Raw genomic sequence first — 19611 nt, 5'->3', positions numbered from 1 at the left:
CCCGAGATATCGAACGTGCCGTTGTTGACGACGCCGCTGGACGCGGCGACGCTGCCCGAACCGGTCAACGCCAGCGTACCGGCGTTGATCGACGTTGCACCGGTAAAGCCGTTGGCGCCCGACAGCGTTTGCGTACCGCCCGCAACCGTCAGCCCGCCCGTGCCGCCAATCGCGCCGCTGAACGTACCGGCCGCATTGGCCAGCGTCAGCGTGCGGTCGCCCAGCGCAACCGTGCCCGTGCCGGTCAGCGCGTTGATCGTCGCCCCCGCGGTCGTCCCCGAGATATCGAACGTGCCGTTCGCGACGACTCCGCTGGAAGCAGCAATGCTACCCGCGCCGATCAGCGCGAGCGTGCCGGCGTTGATGGTGGTGCTCCCCGCATAGCCGGCGACGCTGGATATCGCGAGCGTGCCGGTCCCCGCCTGCATGAGGCTGCCCGTCCCGCTGATCGTGCCGCCATACGACACCGTGTCGCTGCGGTTGAACGCCAACGTGCCGTTGTTGACGATGTCGCCGGCGACGGAGCCCGTGGTCCCGCCGCTGCCGATCTGCAGCGTGCCGGCGGTGATCGTGGTGCCGCCGGTATAGGTGTTGTCTCCCGTCAGCATGATCGTTCGGCCACCGCGCACCGCGACGTTGCCCGCCCCGGATATCACGCCTGACACCACGAGGTCGGTCGTGGTGGAATCGAAGGTCACGCGGGACGCGGCATCGCCGAGCGTCACCTGGTTGGACAACGAGAGCCCCGCGGAGCCCGCGGTGATGGTGGTCGTCGCCCCGGCCGTCACCTCGAGGTTACCGACGATGTTGGACCCGGTGACCAACTGCAGCGTATTGTTCGCGCCGTTGAACCGGATGGCTGATGCGCGCGTCACGCCGTCCGCGTACAAGCCGCCCGCGATCGTGCCGCCGTTGACGACGACATCGCGGCCATTGGCGATGACACCGGCACCGGCAGCCCCGCCGTTGCCGGCGCCGCCGGTGATCGTGCCGACGTTGGTCAGCACGGTGAAGTCGCTAGCCAGGTTGACGCCCGCGCCGCTGGCGCCGGCCGTGCTTGCGCCGCCGCCGCTGATGCCGCCCACGCCACCGACGACGGTCCCGAGATTGGTTACCTGCGAACCGGGGCCCAAGGTCAGCAGCCCGTCGCCGCCCCCGCCTCCGCCGCCCGGGTTTCCGCCGCCGCCCCCGGTGCCGCCGTTTCCGCCGACGAGCGTCCCCTGGTTCATCACGTCGGCCGCCGGCGTCACCATGACCAGCCCACCGCCTCCGCCCCCGCCACCGCCACCGTTCGACGCAGGCCCTGACGTGCCGGCACCGCCATTCCCGCCGCTGCCGCCCTGCACGGTCACGCCGTTGCTGACGGTCACGCTGGTGCCGGTCGAATACACGCCCGCGCCACCGCCGCCCGCGCCACCGGCAAAATTGAATCCGTCGAAGGCCTGACCTGCGCCGCCTTGCGCGTTCGCGTTGACCACCGCATCGCCGGCAAGCACCACCGCGGGTGCACCGCCGACGCCGCCCTGCCCGCTGTCGTTCGTCGCGCCGGTGCCGCCGGTCCCGCCCGACGTGGGGCCGCCGGGAACCTGGACCGTGGCGGAGCCGCCGCCCAACGTGGAGGAACCCCCGCCACCGCCGTTACCGCTGCCGCCGTTGCCGCTTCGGTCCGGGATGCCGGCGCCGCCGGGGGCGCTGCAATTCGCGATGGTGCCGGAAGAGCACGTGACGGCCCAACCCGGGACGGCCGCGCCGGCCAGGCCGAGCGACACGCCGATCGAAACGACGGAAGCGATGGAAGCGCAGCGGCGCGCGGGCGTGGCGCCATGACCGGCGTCGACTCCGCCGTGTGATGCCCTCGTGTGTTCGGATACCACTTGCGGAGCACGCAAGCTACGGCTCCAGACCAGCCGATAGACCCGGTTCATGTCGATCCCCTCGGTGCATAGACCCATGGGCCTGGCGCTGGTCACGAAGAGGCTGTACCGGTGGCGCGACGGACCCGTCGTTGTTGTCTTTCTATGGCGCGCCGGTCCGCGGATACTGATTGTGTTGGCTCATCGGTCGGGGCGCATGCGCGCGCAATATAACACCTGCCGCGAACACACATCCAGCGCTGTCGCGGGGCCGCCACTGTCCAAGGGCGAGAGGAAGATAAAGCACGGCCGACTACCCCTCGCGATCGAGCCGGGCAACCATGCTTGACTTGCATCATCATCGCTTCGTCGCGGCCTTCGCGTCACGCTCGCGTCAAACGCGGCCGCGCTCGCTGCCCCCGTCGATATGCCGTCGGCGCAGGTCCGGACATGCGCTCGAACGCGTGACTGCATGCGCTTTCGGTCGATGTTCGATGCATCCGCGCGCATACGCGGCGGAGCAACGATCTCGCCACACGCTACGGCGATGAGGAATTCGTCGCCGTGTTGCCCGATACCGGCGAACGAGGTGCCGCCAAGTTGGCGATCGCCTCCGAAAAGTCGCCACCGCGTCCCTACCGCGCCAGAACCCGCTCCACCAACTTCACGAAATAACTCGCGCCCACCGGCAACAACGCATCGTTGAAGTCATAGCTGGCGTTATGCAGCAGGCAAGGCCCGCCGCCATGCCCATGCACGCGATGATCGCCCGCCCCGTTCCCGAGGAATGCATAGCAACCCGGCTTCTCGCGCAGCATGAACGAGAAATCCTCCGCCGCCATGGTCGGATCGACGGCTGCGTTCACATGCGCGTCGCCCACCAGCTCGCGCATCACCGTCACCGCCACCGCCGTCTGCCCGGCGTCGTTCACGGTGGCCGGATACTGGCGCTGGAAATCCACCTCGCTCTCGCAATCGAAGGCCGCGGCCGTCGCGGCCGCCACGGCGCGCATGCGCGTCTCGATCAGGTCGAGCGTCGCCTCGGAGAAGGTCCGCACCGTGCCGCCGAGCCACGCATCGGTCGGCACCACGTTCATCGCCTCGCCCGCATGCACCTGCGTGACCGACAGCACCGCGCCGTCGATCGGATTGCGGTTGCGCGTGACGATCCCCTGCAGGGCGCTCAGCACCTGTCCCGCCGCGAACACCGGATCGCGGCCCAGGTGCGGCATGGCCGCGTGGCAGCCGGCGCCGCGCAAGTCGATCCGGAACAGACTGGTCGACGCCATCAGCGGCCCCGGCCGCACCGCGAAATCGCCGGCCGCGATGCCGGGCCAGTTGTGCAGCCCGAACACGGCATCCACCGGAAAACGGTCGAACAGGCCGTCCTCGATCATCGCGCGCGCGCCGCCGCCCGCCTCCTCGGCCGGCTGGAAGAACAACTGCACGGTGCCGTCGAACTCGCCATGCCGCGCCAGATGGCGCGCGGCCCCCAGCAGCATCGCGGTATGCCCGTCGTGGCCGCACGCATGCATCGCGCCGGGCACCGTCGAACGATGCGCGAAGGTGTTGGCCTCGTGCACGGGCAGCGCATCCATGTCGGCGCGCAGGCCGATCGCGCGCGCGCTGCCGCCGCGCTTCAAGGTGCCGACCACGCCGGTGCGGCCGACGCCGCGCGTGACGGCGTAACCCCATTGCTCGAGCCGCTCGGCGACGAGTTCGGCGGTGCGGAACACGTCGTAGCCCACCTCGGGATGGGCATGGATATCGCGGCGGATCGCCGTCAGTTCGTCGGCGTACGCGACGATGGAATCGATCAGTGTCATGCGGAAGGAAGCGCTCTTGTCGGTCGTCGCGTCGCGGCACGGCGGCGGGCCGCGCCGCGACGCATCGGATCAGATATGGAACAGCTGCGCCACCAGGGTCGCGCCGATGAAGGTGCCGGCATTGGCCACGAAGGACACCAGCACGATGCGCCAGCCGAGCCGGCGGAAGGCCGGGATGTCCTTGGCGATCGACAGCCCCGCGAACACCAGCATCGGCGTGGTCACGCCGAGGAAATCGTTGTGCGAGCTGAGCGCGGCGATCTGCGATGCCCACGGGGACCACGGCGAGGTCAGGAACATCGCCACCACCGATACCCAGCAGACCGCCGGAATCCGCCGCCCCGTCACACGCGCCAGCGCATCGCCGACGATCGTCGCGCACACCATGATCGCGATGCCCGGCAGCCCCGCCAGCGGGGTGGTGCCGTGGGCAATCCAGTCGCACACCAGCGCCATCGCGGCCGTCACGATCCAGGCCAGCAGCTTGCCGCCGTAGCCGAGCGCGGGCGCCTCGGTCCGCACGTCGCCCAGCGACGGGCTGGCCGCCTCGGGCTGCGCCGATGCCTTGGTGGTGCGTCCGATCAGCGGCTCCAGCACGCGATAGCCCCAGACCGCGAGCGGCAGCGAGATGAACAGCGTGAAGTAGGTACCGATGGTGGTGGTGATCAGGTTGCTGGCCGCGGCGAACGCGAGCACCGATTTCGCCGTCTCCGGGTCCTGCTGCGCGGCGATCGCGCCCGACGCGGCCGCCATCATGCTGCCCGAGCCGACGCCCGAGCCCATCGCCAGCGCGAGTGGATCGAAGATGCCGAGGCTGCTCACGAAACCCGCGAATACGGCGATGAACACCGCACCGAACACTGTGCCGGTCAGGTACTCGGCCAGCACGCCGCGGCCTTCGGCCGAATCCATCCCGTACTTCTCGCCGATGATCGCGAGGCTCGGCTCGCGGCCCACCGAGAAGGTCGCGCCAATCGCTTCGCGCTTGATGCCGAGCAGCAACGCAAGCGGCAGGCCGAGCAGGATGGTGCCGACGAAGTGGCCGAATTCCTGGAAGGCCAGCGCCCAGCCCGCGGACGCCAGCTTGGGCAGCGCGCTGCCCACCATCAACCCGAGCTTGGAGACGAACAGCAACAGCGCCGGCTGCAGGATCGCGGCCGCGAAAAACTGGTCGGGCACGCTCAGGCGCGCGCTGCTGTTCCAGCGCGCGCTGGCCAGTCCGACCGCGGCGCCGAGCAGCAGCGCCCAGATCATCGGCAGCAGCACGACCTTGCCCGGTCCGAGCTTGAACGTGAACGAACCGATCCATTCGGCGACCAGCAGGATGCCGGCCGCGTAAAGCAGGACCTTGGCGGTGGCCGCGCCGCCCAGCTCGCGGCGCTCGATACCCAGTGCGTGTTCCATGACGAGTCTCCCCTTGAAGCCCGGCTGCCGTCGCATGCGGGCCGGTGATTACAAATAACCGAACGCGGTGGGCGGCGCTTCGGCCGTCTCGACCCACACGCTCTTGGTCTGCGTGTATTCGTACAGCGCCTCGACCCCGCTCGAGCGGCCGTAACCGCTCATGCCGTAGCCGCCGAACGGGGAAGCCACGTTGATGGTCTTGTAGCCGTTGACCCAGAAGGTGCCGGCATTCACCTGCGCGGCCACGCGATGCGCACGCGCCACGTCGGTAGTCCAGGCCGCGCCGGCCAGGCCGAAGTCGGTGTCGTTGGCGATCGCGATCGCCTCCTCCTCGGTGTCGAACGGGATGGCCGCCACCACCGGCCCGAAGATCTCGGTGCGCGCCACGTCCATCGCGTTCGACACGCCGGCCAGCACGGTGGGCGCCACGAAGTAGCCGCCGCGGCCTTCCCCGACGCGCTCGGCCGAGCCGCTGGCAAGCGTGGCGCCCGCCGCCACGCCGCGCGCGATCATCGACATCACGTGGTCGTACTGCTTGCGATTGTTGATCGGGCCCACCTCGGTCGCCTCGTCGAGCGGTGCGCCGACACGGATCTTCTTCGCGCCGGCCGCCACCATCGCGACGAATTCGTCGTAGACGGCGCGCTGCACCAGCAGACGCGAGCCGGCCACGCAGCTCTGGCCTGCGCCGGCGAAGATCGCCGCCTGGGCGGTCAGCGCGGCGCGCTTGAGGTCGGCATCGGCGAACACGATATTGGCCGACTTGCCGCCCAACTCCAGCACACACGGCAGCACGCGGCGCGCGGCGGCCTCGGCGATGCGCGCGCCGGTGGCCGGCGAACCGACGAACACCACCTTGCTGACCACGCGATGCGCGATCGCGGCCTGCCCGGCGGTGTGGCCGAAGCCGGCCAGCACGTTGACCAGGCCGCGCGGCAGCCCCGCACGCTCGCCGAGTCTGGCGACCGCCAGCGACGTGAAGGGCGTCAGCTCCGAGGGCTTGAGCAGCACGCCGTTGCCCATCGCCACCGCGGGCGCCACCTGCCAGCCGCAAGTGAACACCGGCGCATTCCACGGCGTGATCTGCAGCACCACGCCGGCCGGCTCGCGGCGCGTGTAGTTGAGGTGCGAGGTCGGCACCGGGATCACGCTGCCGTAGAACTTGTCGGTCCAGCCCGCGTAGTACTCGAACATCTCGGCGACCTTCGCCACCTCGCCCCGGCAGTCGCGGATCGGCTTGCCCGAGCCTAGCGCCTCCAGCCGCGCGATCGCCTCGGCCTCGGCGCGGATCGCGCGCGCCACCTCCTGCATCACGCGACCGCGCGCGGCATGCGTGAGCGCCCACCATTCGCGCTGCGCGCGGCGCGCGCTTTCGGCGGCATGGTCGACCACGGCTGCGCCGGCGTCGCGATAGGCGAGCGTGGCCTCGCCCGTCGCCGCATCGTCAAGCTGGATCGTGTCGCCCTGGCCGGCGACGAGTTCGCCGTCGATATACGAGCCGATCGTGGCGGCACCGGGGAAAAAATGGGCGAAGGCGGCAAGCAACTGGTCTGCGTGCTGGGTCATGTCGGGTTTCCGTATAGGTGGGTCGAGCGGAATCGTGGCGCGGGCTGCCCGGCCTCAGGCAGGATCGACGAAGTCGACGATGCGGTTGAAGTCCTCGCCGTCGGCGAGGGAACCCTCGCTCGCGGCCCACACGCGCGCGGCCTCGCGCGCCACCGGCGCGACGCTGTCGAACTGGTCGAGCAGGCCCAGCGCGAGCCGCACGTCCTTGCGCATCAGCTTCATCGTGAAACCGGAATCGAACTTGCCGTTGAAGATCCAGGTCGGGTAGTTGGTCAGCGTCGCGCTGTTGCGGCCGGAGCCGCCGTTGAGCGCGTCGACCAGCTTTTCCGGATCGACGCCGGCCGCGCGCGCGGTGCGCACCGCCTCGCTGGCGACCAGCAAGTGCACGCCCGTCAGCAGATTGTTGAGCAGCTTGGTGACGTGGCCGGCGCCCACCGGGCCCACATGCACGCGCTTGGCGCTGATCGCCGCGAGGATCGGCTCGATGGCCGCGATATCGCTGTCCGAGCCGCCCAGCACCATCGTCATGGTGGCGGTGGCCGCGCCCTTCGGGCCGCCGCTCACCGGGCCGTCGACGAAGCCGATGCCGCGCTCGGCCAGGGCTGCCGCCACGCGCCGCGTGCTGTCCGGATCGGCCGTGGTGGTGTCGATCACGATGCTGCCCGGCTTTGCGTTCTCGAGCACGCCGCCCGCGCCCAGCACCACCGCCTCGACCACCGCCGAGGTCGGCAGCGACAGCAGCAGCACGTCGGCGTCGCGCGCGATCCCGGCCACCGAATCGCGCGCCGACAGCACTTCCTGCCCGGCCAGCGCGAGCGCCACGCCGGGCGCCGCGTCGTAGCCGAGCACCGTGTAGCCGCCGCGCCGCAGCGAACCCGCCATGCCGCGCCCCATGTTGCCCAGACCGATCACGCCCACCGTTTTCATCCGACGACTCCCGATAGCTGTTGGTTCGAGGCCGGCGCATCAGCTTGCACCCGCCTTGCATGGCAACGATGTTCGGTCCGGCGACCCGTATAATCAATCAACGCCAATATTGATATTGTTCTCTTTTTTAGAACACCCGAATCATGAGCGATACCCTGACCGACAGCCGGATCGTCTATTTCTACGAGGCCGTGCGCTGCGGCACGATTCGCGCCGCGGCGGACTGGCTCGACGTGGCGCCGTCGGCCGTGAGCCGCCAGATCGGGCTGCTGGAGAAGGAGCTCGACGCCACCCTGGTGGAGCGCCACGCGCGCGGCGTGACGCCCACCGAGGCGGGACACTGCGTGATCGAGTATTTCCGCGAGCAGCTCGCGCACCGCGACGACCTGATCTCGCGCCTGCAGGAGCTGCGCGGGCTCAAGACCGGGCAGGTCAGCCTGGTGCTCGGCGAGGGCTTCGTGTCGGACCTGCTGGCCGGGCCGATGGAGCAGTTCTGCCGGCAGTTCCCCGGGATCCGCGTCAACCTCGACGTGGGCAGCACCAACGACGTGATCCGCAAGATCTCGAACGACGAGGGCGAGATCGGCCTGGTCTACAACCCGCCCGCCGAGCCCAAGCTGGTGTCGCGCGCGTCGAAGCGACAGCCGATGATGGCGATCGTCAGCCCCGACTTCCCGCGCCGCAGCCACAAGGTGCTGACGGTGCAGCAGCTCGCCACCTACCCGCTGGCGGCCACTCACCCGTCCTACGGTACGCGGCAAATGATGGAAGCCGTGGAATACGCGGAGCGCGTGCGGCTCACGCCGGTCGTCACCACCAATTCCTTCGCGATCCTGAAGGAGTTCGTGAAATCGGGGCTCGGCATCGCGGTGATGCCGGCGTTCGCGGTGACGGCCGAACTGCAGGCCAGGGAGTTGTTCGCGATCGACATCGCGCATCCGATCCTCGAGAACGCCGAGGCGCACATGGTCACGCGCGTGGGACGCAAGCTGTCGGTGGCCGCGAACAAGATGCTGCAGATGATGACGGGGCAGATGCGGGCGTTTCGTTAGCGGGGGGCTGGCCCGACTCCTCCTCGCGACGCCTGACCACCCCTGTCGGAAACGCGGGTTTTCGCCGCTGGCGATCCGGACCGGACTTTTTTCAAGAATTCGACGCGTCTGCCGTTATCTCGGTATTCCCTCAACCTTTCCTCGTCGTGGCGGGGACTCGCCTTGGCGTCGGCAATGACAGTCGATCTAGCTACCCTCTACCTGCTGGCGATCGGAACGTTGCTTGCCAGTTCCGCCATGACGTACTGGGAACATATTTCACATCCCAAGCGCGGCAACGAACTGCGAATGCTGGCGATTGGATATGCGGCACTCGGTGGCGGCTGCGCACTCGCGACATTTCGGCGCGAACTGCTGGGCGCCGCTGGCGCCGCCGTGAGCAACCTCGTGATTCTGGGTGGCTATCTGCTGGTTCTGCACGCCGTGGCAATGTTCAATGGCCGACGGTATGTCAAAAGCTCAACGGGTTTGCTTCTCTTGATGGGGCTGACATGGACAGCCTCTACAGCGTCCTCTCAGACGGTCATCTGGCTCTATGTCAGCGCAATCCCGATCGCGCTCGTCTCCGCCATGACGGCCTTCGAGCTCACGCGACGCGATGGCATTCCAGCGGTTCAATCCCGACGCGTCGCGGTAGCGGTGACGGGAATCCACGCCCTGTTCTATGCCACCAGAGCATTCGCCTTGCCATGGCTGATCTCGGTCTTTGGAGCCGGCGCACAATCGATTGCCAGCAAAATCACCATGTACGAAGGGGTCCTTTATTCCGTTATTTTACCGATGACGTTGCTCCGCCTGACACGGGAAGAAATTCATGGCGAGCTCTTGCAGGAGTCCCGTACCGATTACTTGACTCGCCTGGGTAATCGCCGGCTGTTTTTCGAAGAGGGAGACCGGGTTATCCACGAGCACGGGATACGTCGGCTACCTGTCGCTCTCCTTGCATTTGATCTCGATCAATTCAAGAGAATTAACGATCGCTTCGGGCACCAAACCGGCGACGAGGTATTGAAGTCATTCGCGGATACGGTTCGATCCGTTGTCGACGCAGAGACGAGCGTGGTTCTCGCGCGCATCGGCGGCGAAGAATTCGCTGCGCTGCTGCCAGGTTACGACACCCACCGCGCAAGAACGGTGGCAGAGACCATCGCAAACCGGTTCGCGGCGATATCGCATGGCACTGACGGCAATCGCATTCGCGCTACCGTAAGCATTGGCCTGGCCGAGTCGGATCATGAGACGGCTTCGCTTACCCACTTGCTCTCGGTTGCCGACCAGGCACTGTATCGAGCAAAATCGCTCGGCGGAAATCGTCTCGTCCACGCAACGGGCGAACACACCGGACATGCAGCAGTGTTTTGAAAGAATGGAGCCCTTGCGGCCCGACTCCGGATATCGTTGCAGGCCAGGATGGCTATATCCGGCAATTCAGCTGAAATAAAAACAGTCAATCCATTGAGTTATCAAAACTCAAAACGCCCTCAAACATCCGGATCCGGAATCCGCGCCGACTGAATCACCACCAGCGTGTCGCCCGCCTCGATCCTGCACGGCGGATCCTCGTAAAACGAATAAATCTTCCCGCAGCGATCGAGCCCGATCACGATCGCGCCCGGCACGACGTTCGTCAGGCAGCCGATTTCATGCGGCAACGCCTCGCGCTCCAGCAGCGTCGCGCGCCCGCGCGTCGACAGCATGTCGTTGACGAACGGCACGATGTAGCGGCTATGGACCGCATCCGCCAGCAGCAGCGCGCCGATCTTCGTCGACGATACGATCACATCCGCGCCGGCCTGCCGCAGTTGCCGCTGGTACAGGTTCTCCTGGATCCGCACGACGATCTTCGTATCGGGCGCGATGCTGCGCACCGACAGCGTCAGCAGGATCGCGGTCGGATCGTCGGTCACCGAAATGATCACGGCCTTCGCCGCGCGCACCTGCGCCTGCTGCAGCAGATCCTCGTGCGCCGGATCGCCGAGCAATCCGGTCACGCCGAGCGACGTCGCCGCCTCGAGAGCTTGCTGCTGCGAATCGATCACGATCACCGTCGCCGGATCGACGCCGCTTTCCAGCAGCTCGCGCACCGCGATCGACCCCGACAGGCCATAACCGCACACGACGATGTGATCGGACAGTTGCTTCTGCAGGCGTTTCATGCGGAATTCCTCGATGACGCGCTGGATCACGAACTGATACGCCGTGCCCAGGAAAATGAACCAGATGCCGATGCGGATCGGCACGATGAAGAACGCATCGAGCAGGCGCGCCCGCGCCGTGACGGGCACGATATCGCCGTAGCCGACCGTCGCGACCGTGACCATCGTGAAGTACACGAGATCGGCGACCGTCATCGGCGTGCTCTTGGTCGAATCGCGCAGGCCGTCGCGATCGAGATACAGCACGAGGAACGCAAGCATGCACAACAGCACGACCGCGCCGAGACGGAACAGCAGCGTGCGCCGCGGCGACGTCGCGGGGCGTGTGAACAACGTGCGCGCACGCGGCGCCTGCCACGGATTGCGGGCGCGACGCAGGCGCATGCGCAGCGAGCGGCGCTGATCGGATGGCGTGGCCAACGGGGAATCTCCTGAAGGATGCGGGCTCGATTCTACGACGGGAACGCATGCGCCCGGCCGTCACAGCATGCTGCGCGGCCGCACCATCGTCCCGTCGACGAAACGCCTTGCGCGAAACGCCGACAGGTCGAGCGACGGCGCGCCCGTGTCGATCCATTCGGCGAGCAGCCGGCCGACGATCGGCCCCATCGCGAAACCGTGCCCGCAGAACCCGGTCGCAATCGCGAGCCCCGATGGCGTGCCGGGTGCATCGATCACCGGGATGCCGTCGGGCAACACGTCGATCAGGCCGGCCCACGCCTCGACGATCTGCGCATCCTTCAGCGCGGGAAAGATCGCCTTGAGCTTCGCGAGCGCGTGCGGCGCATGCGTGCGATTCGGCTGCGGCTGAGGATCGCGCGGCTCGATCGGCCCGGTCGAGCCGTTGATGCGGGCGAGCACGTCGCGCCACGCGGACGCACCCGGTTGCAGCCGGAATTTGTCGCGCTGCGACCAGAATTGCGGCCAGAAGAGGCTCAATCCGCGCAAATGGCCGAGCGTCAGATCGACGTCGACCTGCATGTCGTCGGCGAGATTGATCGCGCCGCTCTTGCGCTGCCGGATGCCGAGGCCATGGCCCCACACCGTCGCCGCCGTCACCGGCGGGACCACGTTGGTGCGCATGCAGGTGCCGCGCACGGCCTGCTGCGGCAGCCGGATGCCGACGCCGTCGAGTAGCCGGAAACTGGTCGCGCCGGCCGCGCAGATCACGCGTCGCGTGCGGATCGTGCCGCGTTCGGTCGCGACGCCGACGACCGCGCCGCCGGCCGTCTCGATCGCGGTCACGCCGCAGCCTTCGAAGAAACGCGCGCCAGCCTCGGTCGCGCGCGCCGCGAAGGCGGCGGCCACGCGACGCGGCTCGGCCTGCCCGTCGGTCGCTGTATACAAGCCGCCGAGGGTACGCGCGTGCGTCGACAGCCCATTCACGCGTTCGTCGATCTGCGCGCGCGTCAGCGTGCGCGTGTCGAGCCCGTGCTCGCGCGCCACGGCGAGCCACGCCTGGAACGACGCCCAGTCGTCTTCGTTGTCCGCCATGTAGAGGCAACCGCCCTGCCGCCATTCGAGATCGAAACCGAGCGCCTGCTCCAGGCGTTCCCAGATCCGCATGCCGGCCATCATCAGCGGCACTTCGGCGGATTCGCGTCCCTGCTGTCGCACGAAGCCCCACGCGCGCGTCGATTGCTGGCCGGCGATGCGCGACTTGTCGAGCACGACGGCTTTCAGGCCGCGCAGGCCGAGGTAGTAAGCAGCAGCGCAACCCATGATGCCGGCGCCGGCGATCACGACGTCGGCTTCGGGCGGAAACGCCGTATCGGCGTGGCTCAATGCGTCGTGCAGCGGATAGGTGGTGGTCATTGTTTTCTGTCGAGTGTCAATGCATGGCCGGCAAAGCTTATCGCGGCAACGTCGTCGCATGAAGCGATAAATGGCGGGAAACCGTCATTCGGCCATCCCGTCGAGGCCCACCATCGCATTGACGCCGACGGCGGTCGCGCGGGTCTGCCGAAGCCACGGCGCCGGAGCCGCGCATTGCATTGACGGTTGCCGTCGCTTGCGCATCGATACCGGTAGCGATGAAAACGTCGACCGACACCGGCGCGCGCCCACCCAACGCCGTTGCGGAAATTCCATTCGACGATGCGAAGCCGCGGAGCGCAACGCGAACGGCTGCTTCGAATGGGCTCGACGCTCGATGCAATCGTCCTCTCAAACATTCGGCGTTTTTTATTCAATCAGGACTGCCAATGCAATGGCAAACCATGCCCGCTCCATGTCGGGCATCTAGCCATGTCATGCGCGGTCGGCGCCGGTCAACAAGCAATTGCGGCAATCGCTTCCGGCTACCCGAGCGGCGGCCGATCCGGCGCGATCGACCGGCCCTGTTTTTTCGGCTTGACGACCCCGGACCGCCGCGAGATAAACTGTATATCCACACAGTGCCATCGCAGTAAAAATGATCCTCCCCCCATTCGATCCCCCGAAGCTGAACGACCTCACCGAATGGTGGACGAAGTGCACCTACGCGGACGTACAGCGCCTGATCCTCGAAGTGCAGCACCTTCGCCTGACGCTGTGGGAGTTGAAAGCCCACGTCGCGGACGCATCGCGCCGCATCCGCGTGCTCGATCCGGACATGCTCGCGCATGGGTCCGCGCTCCGGCGGCTCGGCTACCTGCTCGACAAGGAGATCGAGCGTGCCAACCCGATCGGGCGCACGCGCGACGTGTATGCGCCGTTTTCGGACGAATGGCGTGCGCGCGCGTCGCTGCGCTGCGCGTTGCGCGGGCAGCCCGAGCCGGCCGAGGCAGGCACGCTGCCGAGCACGATTCCGGAATTTCAGCGCATCACCTGGGCCGAGCTTCGCGATCGCTGGCGCCACCTGAGCGACAAGCAATCGAATCGGCAGAACGTCGAACAACGGATGGTGCTCGAGATCGCGCGTCAGCGCTCCGTGATCCTTGCGCGGGCGCGCAAGCTGGTCGACGCGGCGATCGCCGAAGCCGCGGCGGATGGAAAACGGCTGTTCGCGCTGGATCAGCTCCAGCGGCTGCTGTCCGTCGAGCGGGAGGACGGCGAGCCGTTCATGTATATGCCGGCGTAGCGCGAACGCGCAATCCATCCGTATCGGCGCCACGGCGACATGGCAGCGCTGGATCAACCACACGGCCATTGAGGCGGGCGTCTCGATCTCCACGGGCGCCGCCGCCATGCAAGCGCCGTCAGTGCGAATAGCGCGCTTGGGTGCCTGCCGTGCGGTCGAACGGCTGCAGCCTCGCAAGCTGCTCGATCGACATCGCGACGACCTCGAGAACATGCCGCGCGATTTCGTCGGCGGCCATGCCGGCATTGACGTACCGCTCGATGCTCATCGTGCGGGGCGGATAGCTGCCGGTTTCGTCATCGACGATGTCGATCCTGGCGGTACGCCGCTCGGGCGACAGCACGATCTGGACAGTTTTGCCGTGAACGACGGTCTGCATGCACAAAGTGGACATTCGCAGTCTCCAATTGCGTTGCCTTCGGACGATCGATACCTCACAACAGGAGTCGTCAATCTACAAATTTCCGAACGCATTCGCAATATTCAGGCAGGAATGACGGCCGTTCGGGGCGCCGCACCGGTCAACCCGATGCGCCTTTGCACGGACACGGGCATGCGCACGCGCCGCGCTACGCATAGCGACTCAGCCACTCTTCGGAGAATTGTCTCGCGTACGCGACCGCTTCGGCTTCGGTCTCGAACTCACCCAGCTTACGGAACGCAGCCTCACGGCTGAAACCCACCTTCGTGACCTCGACCTGCGCGGCGTATTTGCCGGCCTCCGTCACGCGCGGCTCGCAGTTCATTTCGTATCCGCGCATCAAGAATTTCTTCTGCATCGGTTCAACACTTTTTTGAGACGGCAAAAATCGTAGCACGCAGTTGCGCTGGCGTCCAAAAGTGTATCCACGTTGGTTTCACTAGAGGAAACAGTCAATCGCTCGTCCTGCAAAGGCGTCAGCGGCCGTCGCGCGATATCCTTCAAAAATGGGGCGAATACCTCGGTCCGGGCGAGGACGCGCCCCGCGTTGGTGCATGGCGCGGCGATTACCTGCCGCCTCGTGCGAAATCGCCTCCCGGCCGTAGAAATCCCGACGCGGAGCTGCCGAACGCACCTTTTCGCGCACGCGCCGCGGCAGGCCGAACGTAACTTCATGACACACCTTTCACACAAACGCACCTTTCACCACACTGAATGGCGACCATTTTGCGGTAAAGTTATCTTTTCCGTGCGTGGCCGGTCGGCTCGCCATTGGACGTCATGAAGACTGTCCGCCGAGACTGCCGCAAGGCGTCGTTCTGAACGTCACGATCCGTTCCCGTAGCATGACCACTGAAGCAATCACCACGGATTCCCTCGCGGTTGCCGAGCGCGTGCGCGAGCTGATGACCCGCAACGGCATCGGCAAGCGCCAGCAGACCACCGAGCTGTGCCGCATCCTCGATCTGAGTTTCTCGCAAGGCCACCGCAAACTGCGCGGCAGCAGCCCCTGGACGCTCGCGCAGATCAAGAAAGTCGCCGAAGCGTACGGCGAGCCCGCCGCCCAGCTGTTCGGCGCGCAAACGCTCGACCCCGGCATGGTCGGCGCCTATTCGCAGGAAGCCGTCCTGTATGCGGGCGTCGCAGAAATTCCGTGCACCGCCTGGATCGGCGCACCGCTCGAAGCCGGCGCGCGCCCCGAGTTCGTCGCGTACGAACAGAATGGCCGCTGGCGCGTGCTGCGCCATACCGGCGTGCTGTACCAGAACGCGTACGACGTGCACAAGATCGAGATCTACCCCCGCCGCGCGGAGAGCGACAAGCTCGTCGTCGCGGTGATCGATCCCGATCGCGTCAGCGCGACCGAGCTGTGCCGCTATCTCGAACGGCAAAGTTTCGCGACGGCCGCGTTCGACGGCCTCGCGGCGTTCGTCGACGCGCTGCAGGGCCAGGCCTTCGACGCGGTCCTGACCGAATGGCTGTTCGACGACGGCACGGCCGCCACCGCGATCAAGGCCGTGCGCACGTCCGACAACCCGGGCGCGCCGATTTTCGTGCTGACGGGCGACCTGCTCACCGGCCGCGCGAGCGAAGCCGACATCAGCGAAGTGATCCGCGCGTTCGACGTGGTGTGCTACGAAAAACCCGCGCGCATGGCGATCCTCAGCGCCGATCTCGCGAAGCGGCTCGCGCGCGGCTGACGTCCGCCGGGCCGGCCGCCCGTCGAAGGGCCAACGCACGCGCGGCGCCGCGGGCATGAACGGGTTCCTCAGTACAATAGCCGCACCCGTTCACGCCCACGCCGGCATCCGGCGCACGACTCCATGGCCCGCCTCATCCCCGACGACTGGAAAAGCCTCGCCGCGACCGGCGCGGCCGAACGCGAGCGCGAAACGCTCGCCGCGCTCGAACACGCGCTGCCCGACGGCTACACCGTGTATCACGGCGTCCACTGGACGCGCGCCGACCAGGCGTTCTCGGTGTTCGGCGAGGCCGCGTTCGTCGTCGTGAGCCCGGCCGGCCGCGTGCTGCTGATCGAACAGAAGGCCGGCTTCCTGCGCGAAACCCCGAAAGGGCTCGTGAAGGTCTACCTGCAGAAGGAGCGCAATGTCCCGATCCAGCTCGCGCGCACGCAGGAAACGCTGCATCGGCGCCTGACGGCCGCGCTCGGCGCGGGCGTCTACGGCGTCGAGGCGCTGCTGTACTGCCCCGACTACGCGATCCGCGACGCGTCGATCGCGGGCGTCGCGCCCGACCGCATCGTCGATGCGTCGCGCAAGGCGCAGCTGGCGCAAGTGATCCTGCAGATCCTGCCCGAGAACGACGAACCCTTTCCGAACGCACCGAAGCTCCACCATTTCCTCGCGGACGAGCTCGCGCTCACGCCCGACACGAGCGCGCTCGTCGGGCAGGCCGGCACGCTCGTCACCCGGTTGTCGGGCGGGCTCGCCGCATGGGCACGCCAGCTCGACTTCACGCCGTTCCGGCTGCGCATCACGGGCACCGCCGGGTCGGGCAAGACACAGCTCGCGGTGCAGGTGATGCGCGACGCCGTCGCGGACGGCCAGCGCGTGCTCTACGTCTGCTTCAACCGGCCGCTCGCCGACTACATCGCGCGCATCGCGCCGCCCGGCGCGAAGATCGCGAACTACCACCAGCTGTGCGACTGGGTCGCGCGCGACGGCGGCTATACGCCCGACTTCCAGGTACCCGGCGAATTCGAACGGCTCGAGGCGCGCTTCGCGCAAGCGCCGATTCCCGAACGCTGGCGCTTCGACGTGCTGATCGTCGACGAAGGGCAGGATTTCCATGCGCCGTGGGCGGCCGCGCTGGAGCGCCTGCTCGCGCCGAACGCCGCATGGTGGTGGCTGGAAGATCCGCTGCAGAACCTGTACATGCGCGAACCCGTCGCGCTGCCCGGCTGGGTCACGCTGAAGGCGCTCACGAATTACCGCAGCCCGCGCGACCTGCTCGACTTCGTGCGCGACGTCGTCGGCCGCGTCGAGCCGCTCGCGGCCGAACTGCGCTCGGGCAGCCCGTTCGACGGCTCCGATCCGTCGGTGTCGGCATACGGGGAAGACGGCGCGTCGGGCGACGCACTGGCGCAAGCCTGCATCGACGCGACCAAGCGCGCGATCACGCAGGCGCTGTCGCTCGGCTTCCGCAAGCAGGACATCGCGGTGCTGTCGTACCGCGGCCGCGAAGGCTCGGTGCTCGCGCCGCTCGACCAGCTCGGCCCGCACCGGATCAAGCGCTTCACCGGCAAGTACGATCTGTTCGGCAACCCTGAATATCGCGAAGGCGACGTGCTGCTCGATTCGATCTACCGCTTCAAGGGCCAGTCGGCGCCGTGCGTGATCCTCACCGAAGTCGACTTCGACACGCTCGACGCGCGTGCCGCGCGCAAGCTGTTCGTCGGCGCGACGCGCGCGACGATGAAGCTGCTGATCGTCGCGTCGTCGCGCGCGGCCGCGCAACTCGCGGACGCCGCGGGTTGACGCGGCGGGCGGGCGAACGCCTGTCCGCCCCGGGGACACTCTCCGATATCGTGGCCGTTGACACAATCGGGCACATTTCTCGACGCCCGGGACCCTTGTCCACGCTCGTTTCGACCTGTTTAGGCCATACCTGACGGTTTGCCCGTTTGCAGCCGGCTTTTACGATGCCAGGCCATTCATTGCAAACGGAATAGCCCATGGCCGACGTGAAAAAACTGCCGTACTACAAACCGACAAAGGAATTGTTCTGATCGGAGTTGAGGGAATACAAGGGTTCCCAAGGGTGCGTTCCGCTTGATACGCAAAGGAGCGTATCGATCGACCGGCTTGCACCGGGCGAAAAGCCGCCGCCACCGCCTCCGAAAGCGATTTCCGGGCCTTCGAATGCCCCGAAGCCCCCTGCGCCACCTCGACCGCCGCCGCAAACCGATCAGGCAAGAACCAAAGAACCGCCGACGCAGGCGGAATCGGAAGTTTGCAAAAAACCGCCGCCTTTCGATCTCCAGGACGTGCCGATTGCGATGGACAATCTCGGCTGGAAGGTTTCAGCCAGGCTTGCGCGAATCTGGTTTGCGGGCGCGGCGCATACCTACAATGACGATCCAACGTCGGTCCAGCCGATGAATAACGATGACGTTATCCTTGATTGGGTGTTGAAATTCGGAAATGTCAGGGAAAAATACGAGAAACTTCTTGCGAGCGATATTTACAGCGAGCGCTCCATACGCACAGCAACAGACATCACGAAGTCCTTTGTCAAAGAACTATTTTTTGACAGAAATTCGACATTCAATTTCAACACCTCGTCGTTTATAGGAAATTTTCAAAAATTTCACAACAATTGGCAATTTCAACTATCTAAAATAGGTAATTTTGACACCCTGAAAAACCTTTCCCCGACGGATCTCACAGGGGCATTGGCCAATTTTAATATTTATGCGGCCATTGGAAACGTCGAAATTTCCAGTGAAAAATACTTCAAATATGAAAAATCAAGCACCTTTTATTGCCTAAGCGCCACGGGGAAAATTACGCACATCTATGTTTACGTGAAAGACAACTACTCATTCAACGGAAAACAATATTTAGGCCACTGGAACAAACATGGAGTGATCATTGCGACAGGGTCGCTTCTCACCGGATCAGGATCGCCAAGGCGAGAATTCGACATTGATATTTGGTCAAAAAATATCAACAAACCAGCCGACACCCGAAGAAGCATGTTCGGAAAATTCAAAAGGCCCGACGTTTACTTTCCGATCTACAACGCAGATTACAGTCACTGGAGAGAGGCATCACAGAGGCAGAGACTTCATGATATATTCAAAGCCAGTCTATTTTAAGCTGAATAAGCCGATCGACCTTAATCTTGGTGAAATATGCCGAATAGAGCCATCAGATACATTGGCCTAACCATTGCCATTTACATATGCGCAGGTTTGATCATTCATTTCAGTCGCCCCGCCTACGGACGATGCGATTTCTATGATCGCGCGGATACATTGGATGGCGGCAAAAAAAACATGAATGGCGTTTGGTATCGATTCAAGCTGTGTGGCACTGGCGGGAATGATCAGGACGCGACCGACGACAACATCGAACTAAGCGTGTTCAGTGAAAATGGCGAGCTTCTTGCGAGACGATATTTCTCCGTCAACTGGTATCACGGAGATAGCTCTCACCCGCCCCTGCGCTACGAGGGCAACCTGGTTCGCTATATCGACTTGACCGATGAATCGAATATAAAAAAACATCTGATGATCCCTCCCTCCAAGTGGGATTGGCTTCGCGCCAGATTGCCTTTGTTTTAAGGGTTACAACCTAAGTTTTTGATTTATAAGAAACAAA

General features: G+C 65.6%; 16 protein-coding genes and 1 pseudogene. 8 read left to right on the top strand and 9 right to left on the bottom strand.

Translation table 11 applies throughout. The features are described 5' to 3' along the window. On the bottom strand, positions 1 to 1925 hold a 1925-nt coding region (locus tag J8I35_RS34560), incomplete at its 3' end, for an autotransporter-associated beta strand repeat-containing protein (RefSeq protein ID WP_245170159.1). Positions 1926 to 2348: 423 nt separating this feature from the next. On the opposite strand from J8I35_RS34560, the pseudogene J8I35_RS34555 reads away from it, so the two are divergent. Then, positions 2349 to 2465, top strand: a pseudogene (locus tag J8I35_RS34555) (diguanylate cyclase); the annotation flags it as partial. A gap of 23 nt (positions 2466 to 2488) precedes the next feature. Here J8I35_RS34555 and J8I35_RS07450 read toward each other — a convergent pair. The 4 genes from J8I35_RS07450 to J8I35_RS07435 all read right to left on the bottom strand — a co-directional run bounded on the left by J8I35_RS07450 (position 2489) and on the right by J8I35_RS07435 (position 7576). Next, positions 2489 to 3679, bottom strand: a complete 1191-nt coding sequence (locus J8I35_RS07450; RefSeq protein WP_209924888.1) for a M20 aminoacylase family protein — start codon at positions 3677 to 3679, stop codon at positions 2489 to 2491. Positions 3680 to 3748: 69 nt separating this feature from the next. Next, complete coding sequence (locus tag J8I35_RS07445; protein ID WP_050011874.1) at positions 3749 to 5083, bottom strand: DUF3100 domain-containing protein; 1335 nt, start codon at positions 5081 to 5083, stop codon at positions 3749 to 3751. Positions 5084 to 5131: 48 nt separating this feature from the next. After that, a complete protein-coding gene (locus J8I35_RS07440) occupies positions 5132 to 6649 on the bottom strand; it encodes an aldehyde dehydrogenase family protein (RefSeq protein WP_050011875.1) in 1518 nt (505 codons plus the stop codon). A gap of 54 nt (positions 6650 to 6703) precedes the next feature. Continuing rightward, entirely contained in the window at positions 6704 to 7576 is an 873-nt protein-coding gene (locus tag J8I35_RS07435; RefSeq protein ID WP_209924887.1) for an NAD(P)-dependent oxidoreductase, read from the bottom strand. 143 nt (positions 7577 to 7719) lie between these two features. Between J8I35_RS07435 and J8I35_RS07430 the strand changes: the two genes are divergently transcribed. Together J8I35_RS07430 and J8I35_RS07425 are read left to right on the top strand one after the other, a co-directional pair. After that, positions 7720 to 8628 carry a LysR family transcriptional regulator gene (locus tag J8I35_RS07430; RefSeq protein WP_209924886.1) on the top strand — a complete coding sequence of 303 codons (909 nt, stop codon included), beginning with the start codon at positions 7720 to 7722 and terminating at the stop codon, positions 8626 to 8628. 174 nt (positions 8629 to 8802) lie between these two features. Beyond that, on the top strand, positions 8803 to 9990 hold the full coding sequence (locus tag J8I35_RS07425; protein WP_089489474.1) for a GGDEF domain-containing protein: 1188 nt from the start codon (positions 8803 to 8805) through the stop codon (positions 9988 to 9990). A 119-nt stretch (positions 9991 to 10109) separates the two neighbouring features. On the opposite strand, the gene J8I35_RS07420 is transcribed toward J8I35_RS07425, so the two are convergent. Both J8I35_RS07420 and J8I35_RS07415 read right to left on the bottom strand, forming a co-directional pair. Continuing rightward, the gene (locus tag J8I35_RS07420) at positions 10110 to 11204 is read right to left on the bottom strand and encodes a potassium channel protein (RefSeq protein ID WP_176015788.1); all 1095 of its coding nucleotides are present in this window, start codon (positions 11202 to 11204) and stop codon (positions 10110 to 10112) included. Positions 11205 to 11264: 60 nt separating this feature from the next. Next, positions 11265 to 12599 carry an FAD-binding oxidoreductase gene (locus tag J8I35_RS07415; RefSeq protein ID WP_209924885.1) on the bottom strand — a complete coding sequence of 445 codons (1335 nt, stop codon included), beginning with the start codon at positions 12597 to 12599 and terminating at the stop codon, positions 11265 to 11267. A gap of 598 nt (positions 12600 to 13197) precedes the next feature. On the opposite strand from J8I35_RS07415, the gene J8I35_RS07410 reads away from it, so the two are divergent. Continuing rightward, a complete protein-coding gene (locus J8I35_RS07410; RefSeq protein WP_050011881.1) occupies positions 13198 to 13845 on the top strand; it encodes a hypothetical protein in 648 nt (215 codons plus the stop codon). 118 nt (positions 13846 to 13963) lie between these two features. Here the strand turns inward: J8I35_RS07410 and J8I35_RS07405 are convergent, their stop codons facing one another. Together J8I35_RS07405 and J8I35_RS07400 are read right to left on the bottom strand one after the other, a co-directional pair. Then, the gene (locus J8I35_RS07405; protein ID WP_050011882.1) at positions 13964 to 14239 is read right to left on the bottom strand and encodes a hypothetical protein; all 276 of its coding nucleotides are present in this window, start codon (positions 14237 to 14239) and stop codon (positions 13964 to 13966) included. Positions 14240 to 14414: 175 nt separating this feature from the next. Continuing rightward, positions 14415 to 14624, bottom strand: a complete 210-nt coding sequence (locus J8I35_RS07400; protein ID WP_027780901.1) for a hypothetical protein — start codon at positions 14622 to 14624, stop codon at positions 14415 to 14417. 487 nt (positions 14625 to 15111) lie between these two features. Here J8I35_RS07400 and J8I35_RS07395 point away from each other — a divergent pair, with 487 nt between their 5' ends. From J8I35_RS07395 to J8I35_RS07380, 4 genes are all read left to right on the top strand, one after another. Continuing rightward, positions 15112 to 15966, top strand: a complete 855-nt coding sequence (locus tag J8I35_RS07395) for a helix-turn-helix domain-containing protein (RefSeq protein ID WP_050011883.1) — start codon at positions 15112 to 15114, stop codon at positions 15964 to 15966. A gap of 123 nt (positions 15967 to 16089) precedes the next feature. Further along, positions 16090 to 17763 (top strand): ATP-binding domain-containing protein, encoded by a 1674-nt coding sequence (locus J8I35_RS07390; RefSeq protein ID WP_209924884.1) that lies wholly within the window; start codon positions 16090 to 16092, stop codon positions 17761 to 17763. A 257-nt stretch (positions 17764 to 18020) separates the two neighbouring features. Further along, entirely contained in the window at positions 18021 to 19106 is a 1086-nt protein-coding gene (locus J8I35_RS07385; RefSeq protein WP_245170142.1) for a DUF6402 family protein, read from the top strand. 96 nt (positions 19107 to 19202) lie between these two features. Beyond that, entirely contained in the window at positions 19203 to 19574 is a 372-nt protein-coding gene (locus tag J8I35_RS07380; RefSeq protein ID WP_239468978.1) for a hypothetical protein, read from the top strand. Positions 19575 to 19611 lie beyond the last annotated feature (37 nt).

The sequence above is a fragment of the Burkholderia sp. CpTa8-5 genome, from assembly GCF_017815045.1.
GTDB lineage: Bacteria > Pseudomonadota > Gammaproteobacteria > Burkholderiales > Burkholderiaceae > Burkholderia > Burkholderia sola.
The sequence above is the reverse complement of the archived record's forward strand: the minus strand, read 5'-3'. Positions and strand labels throughout refer to the sequence as shown.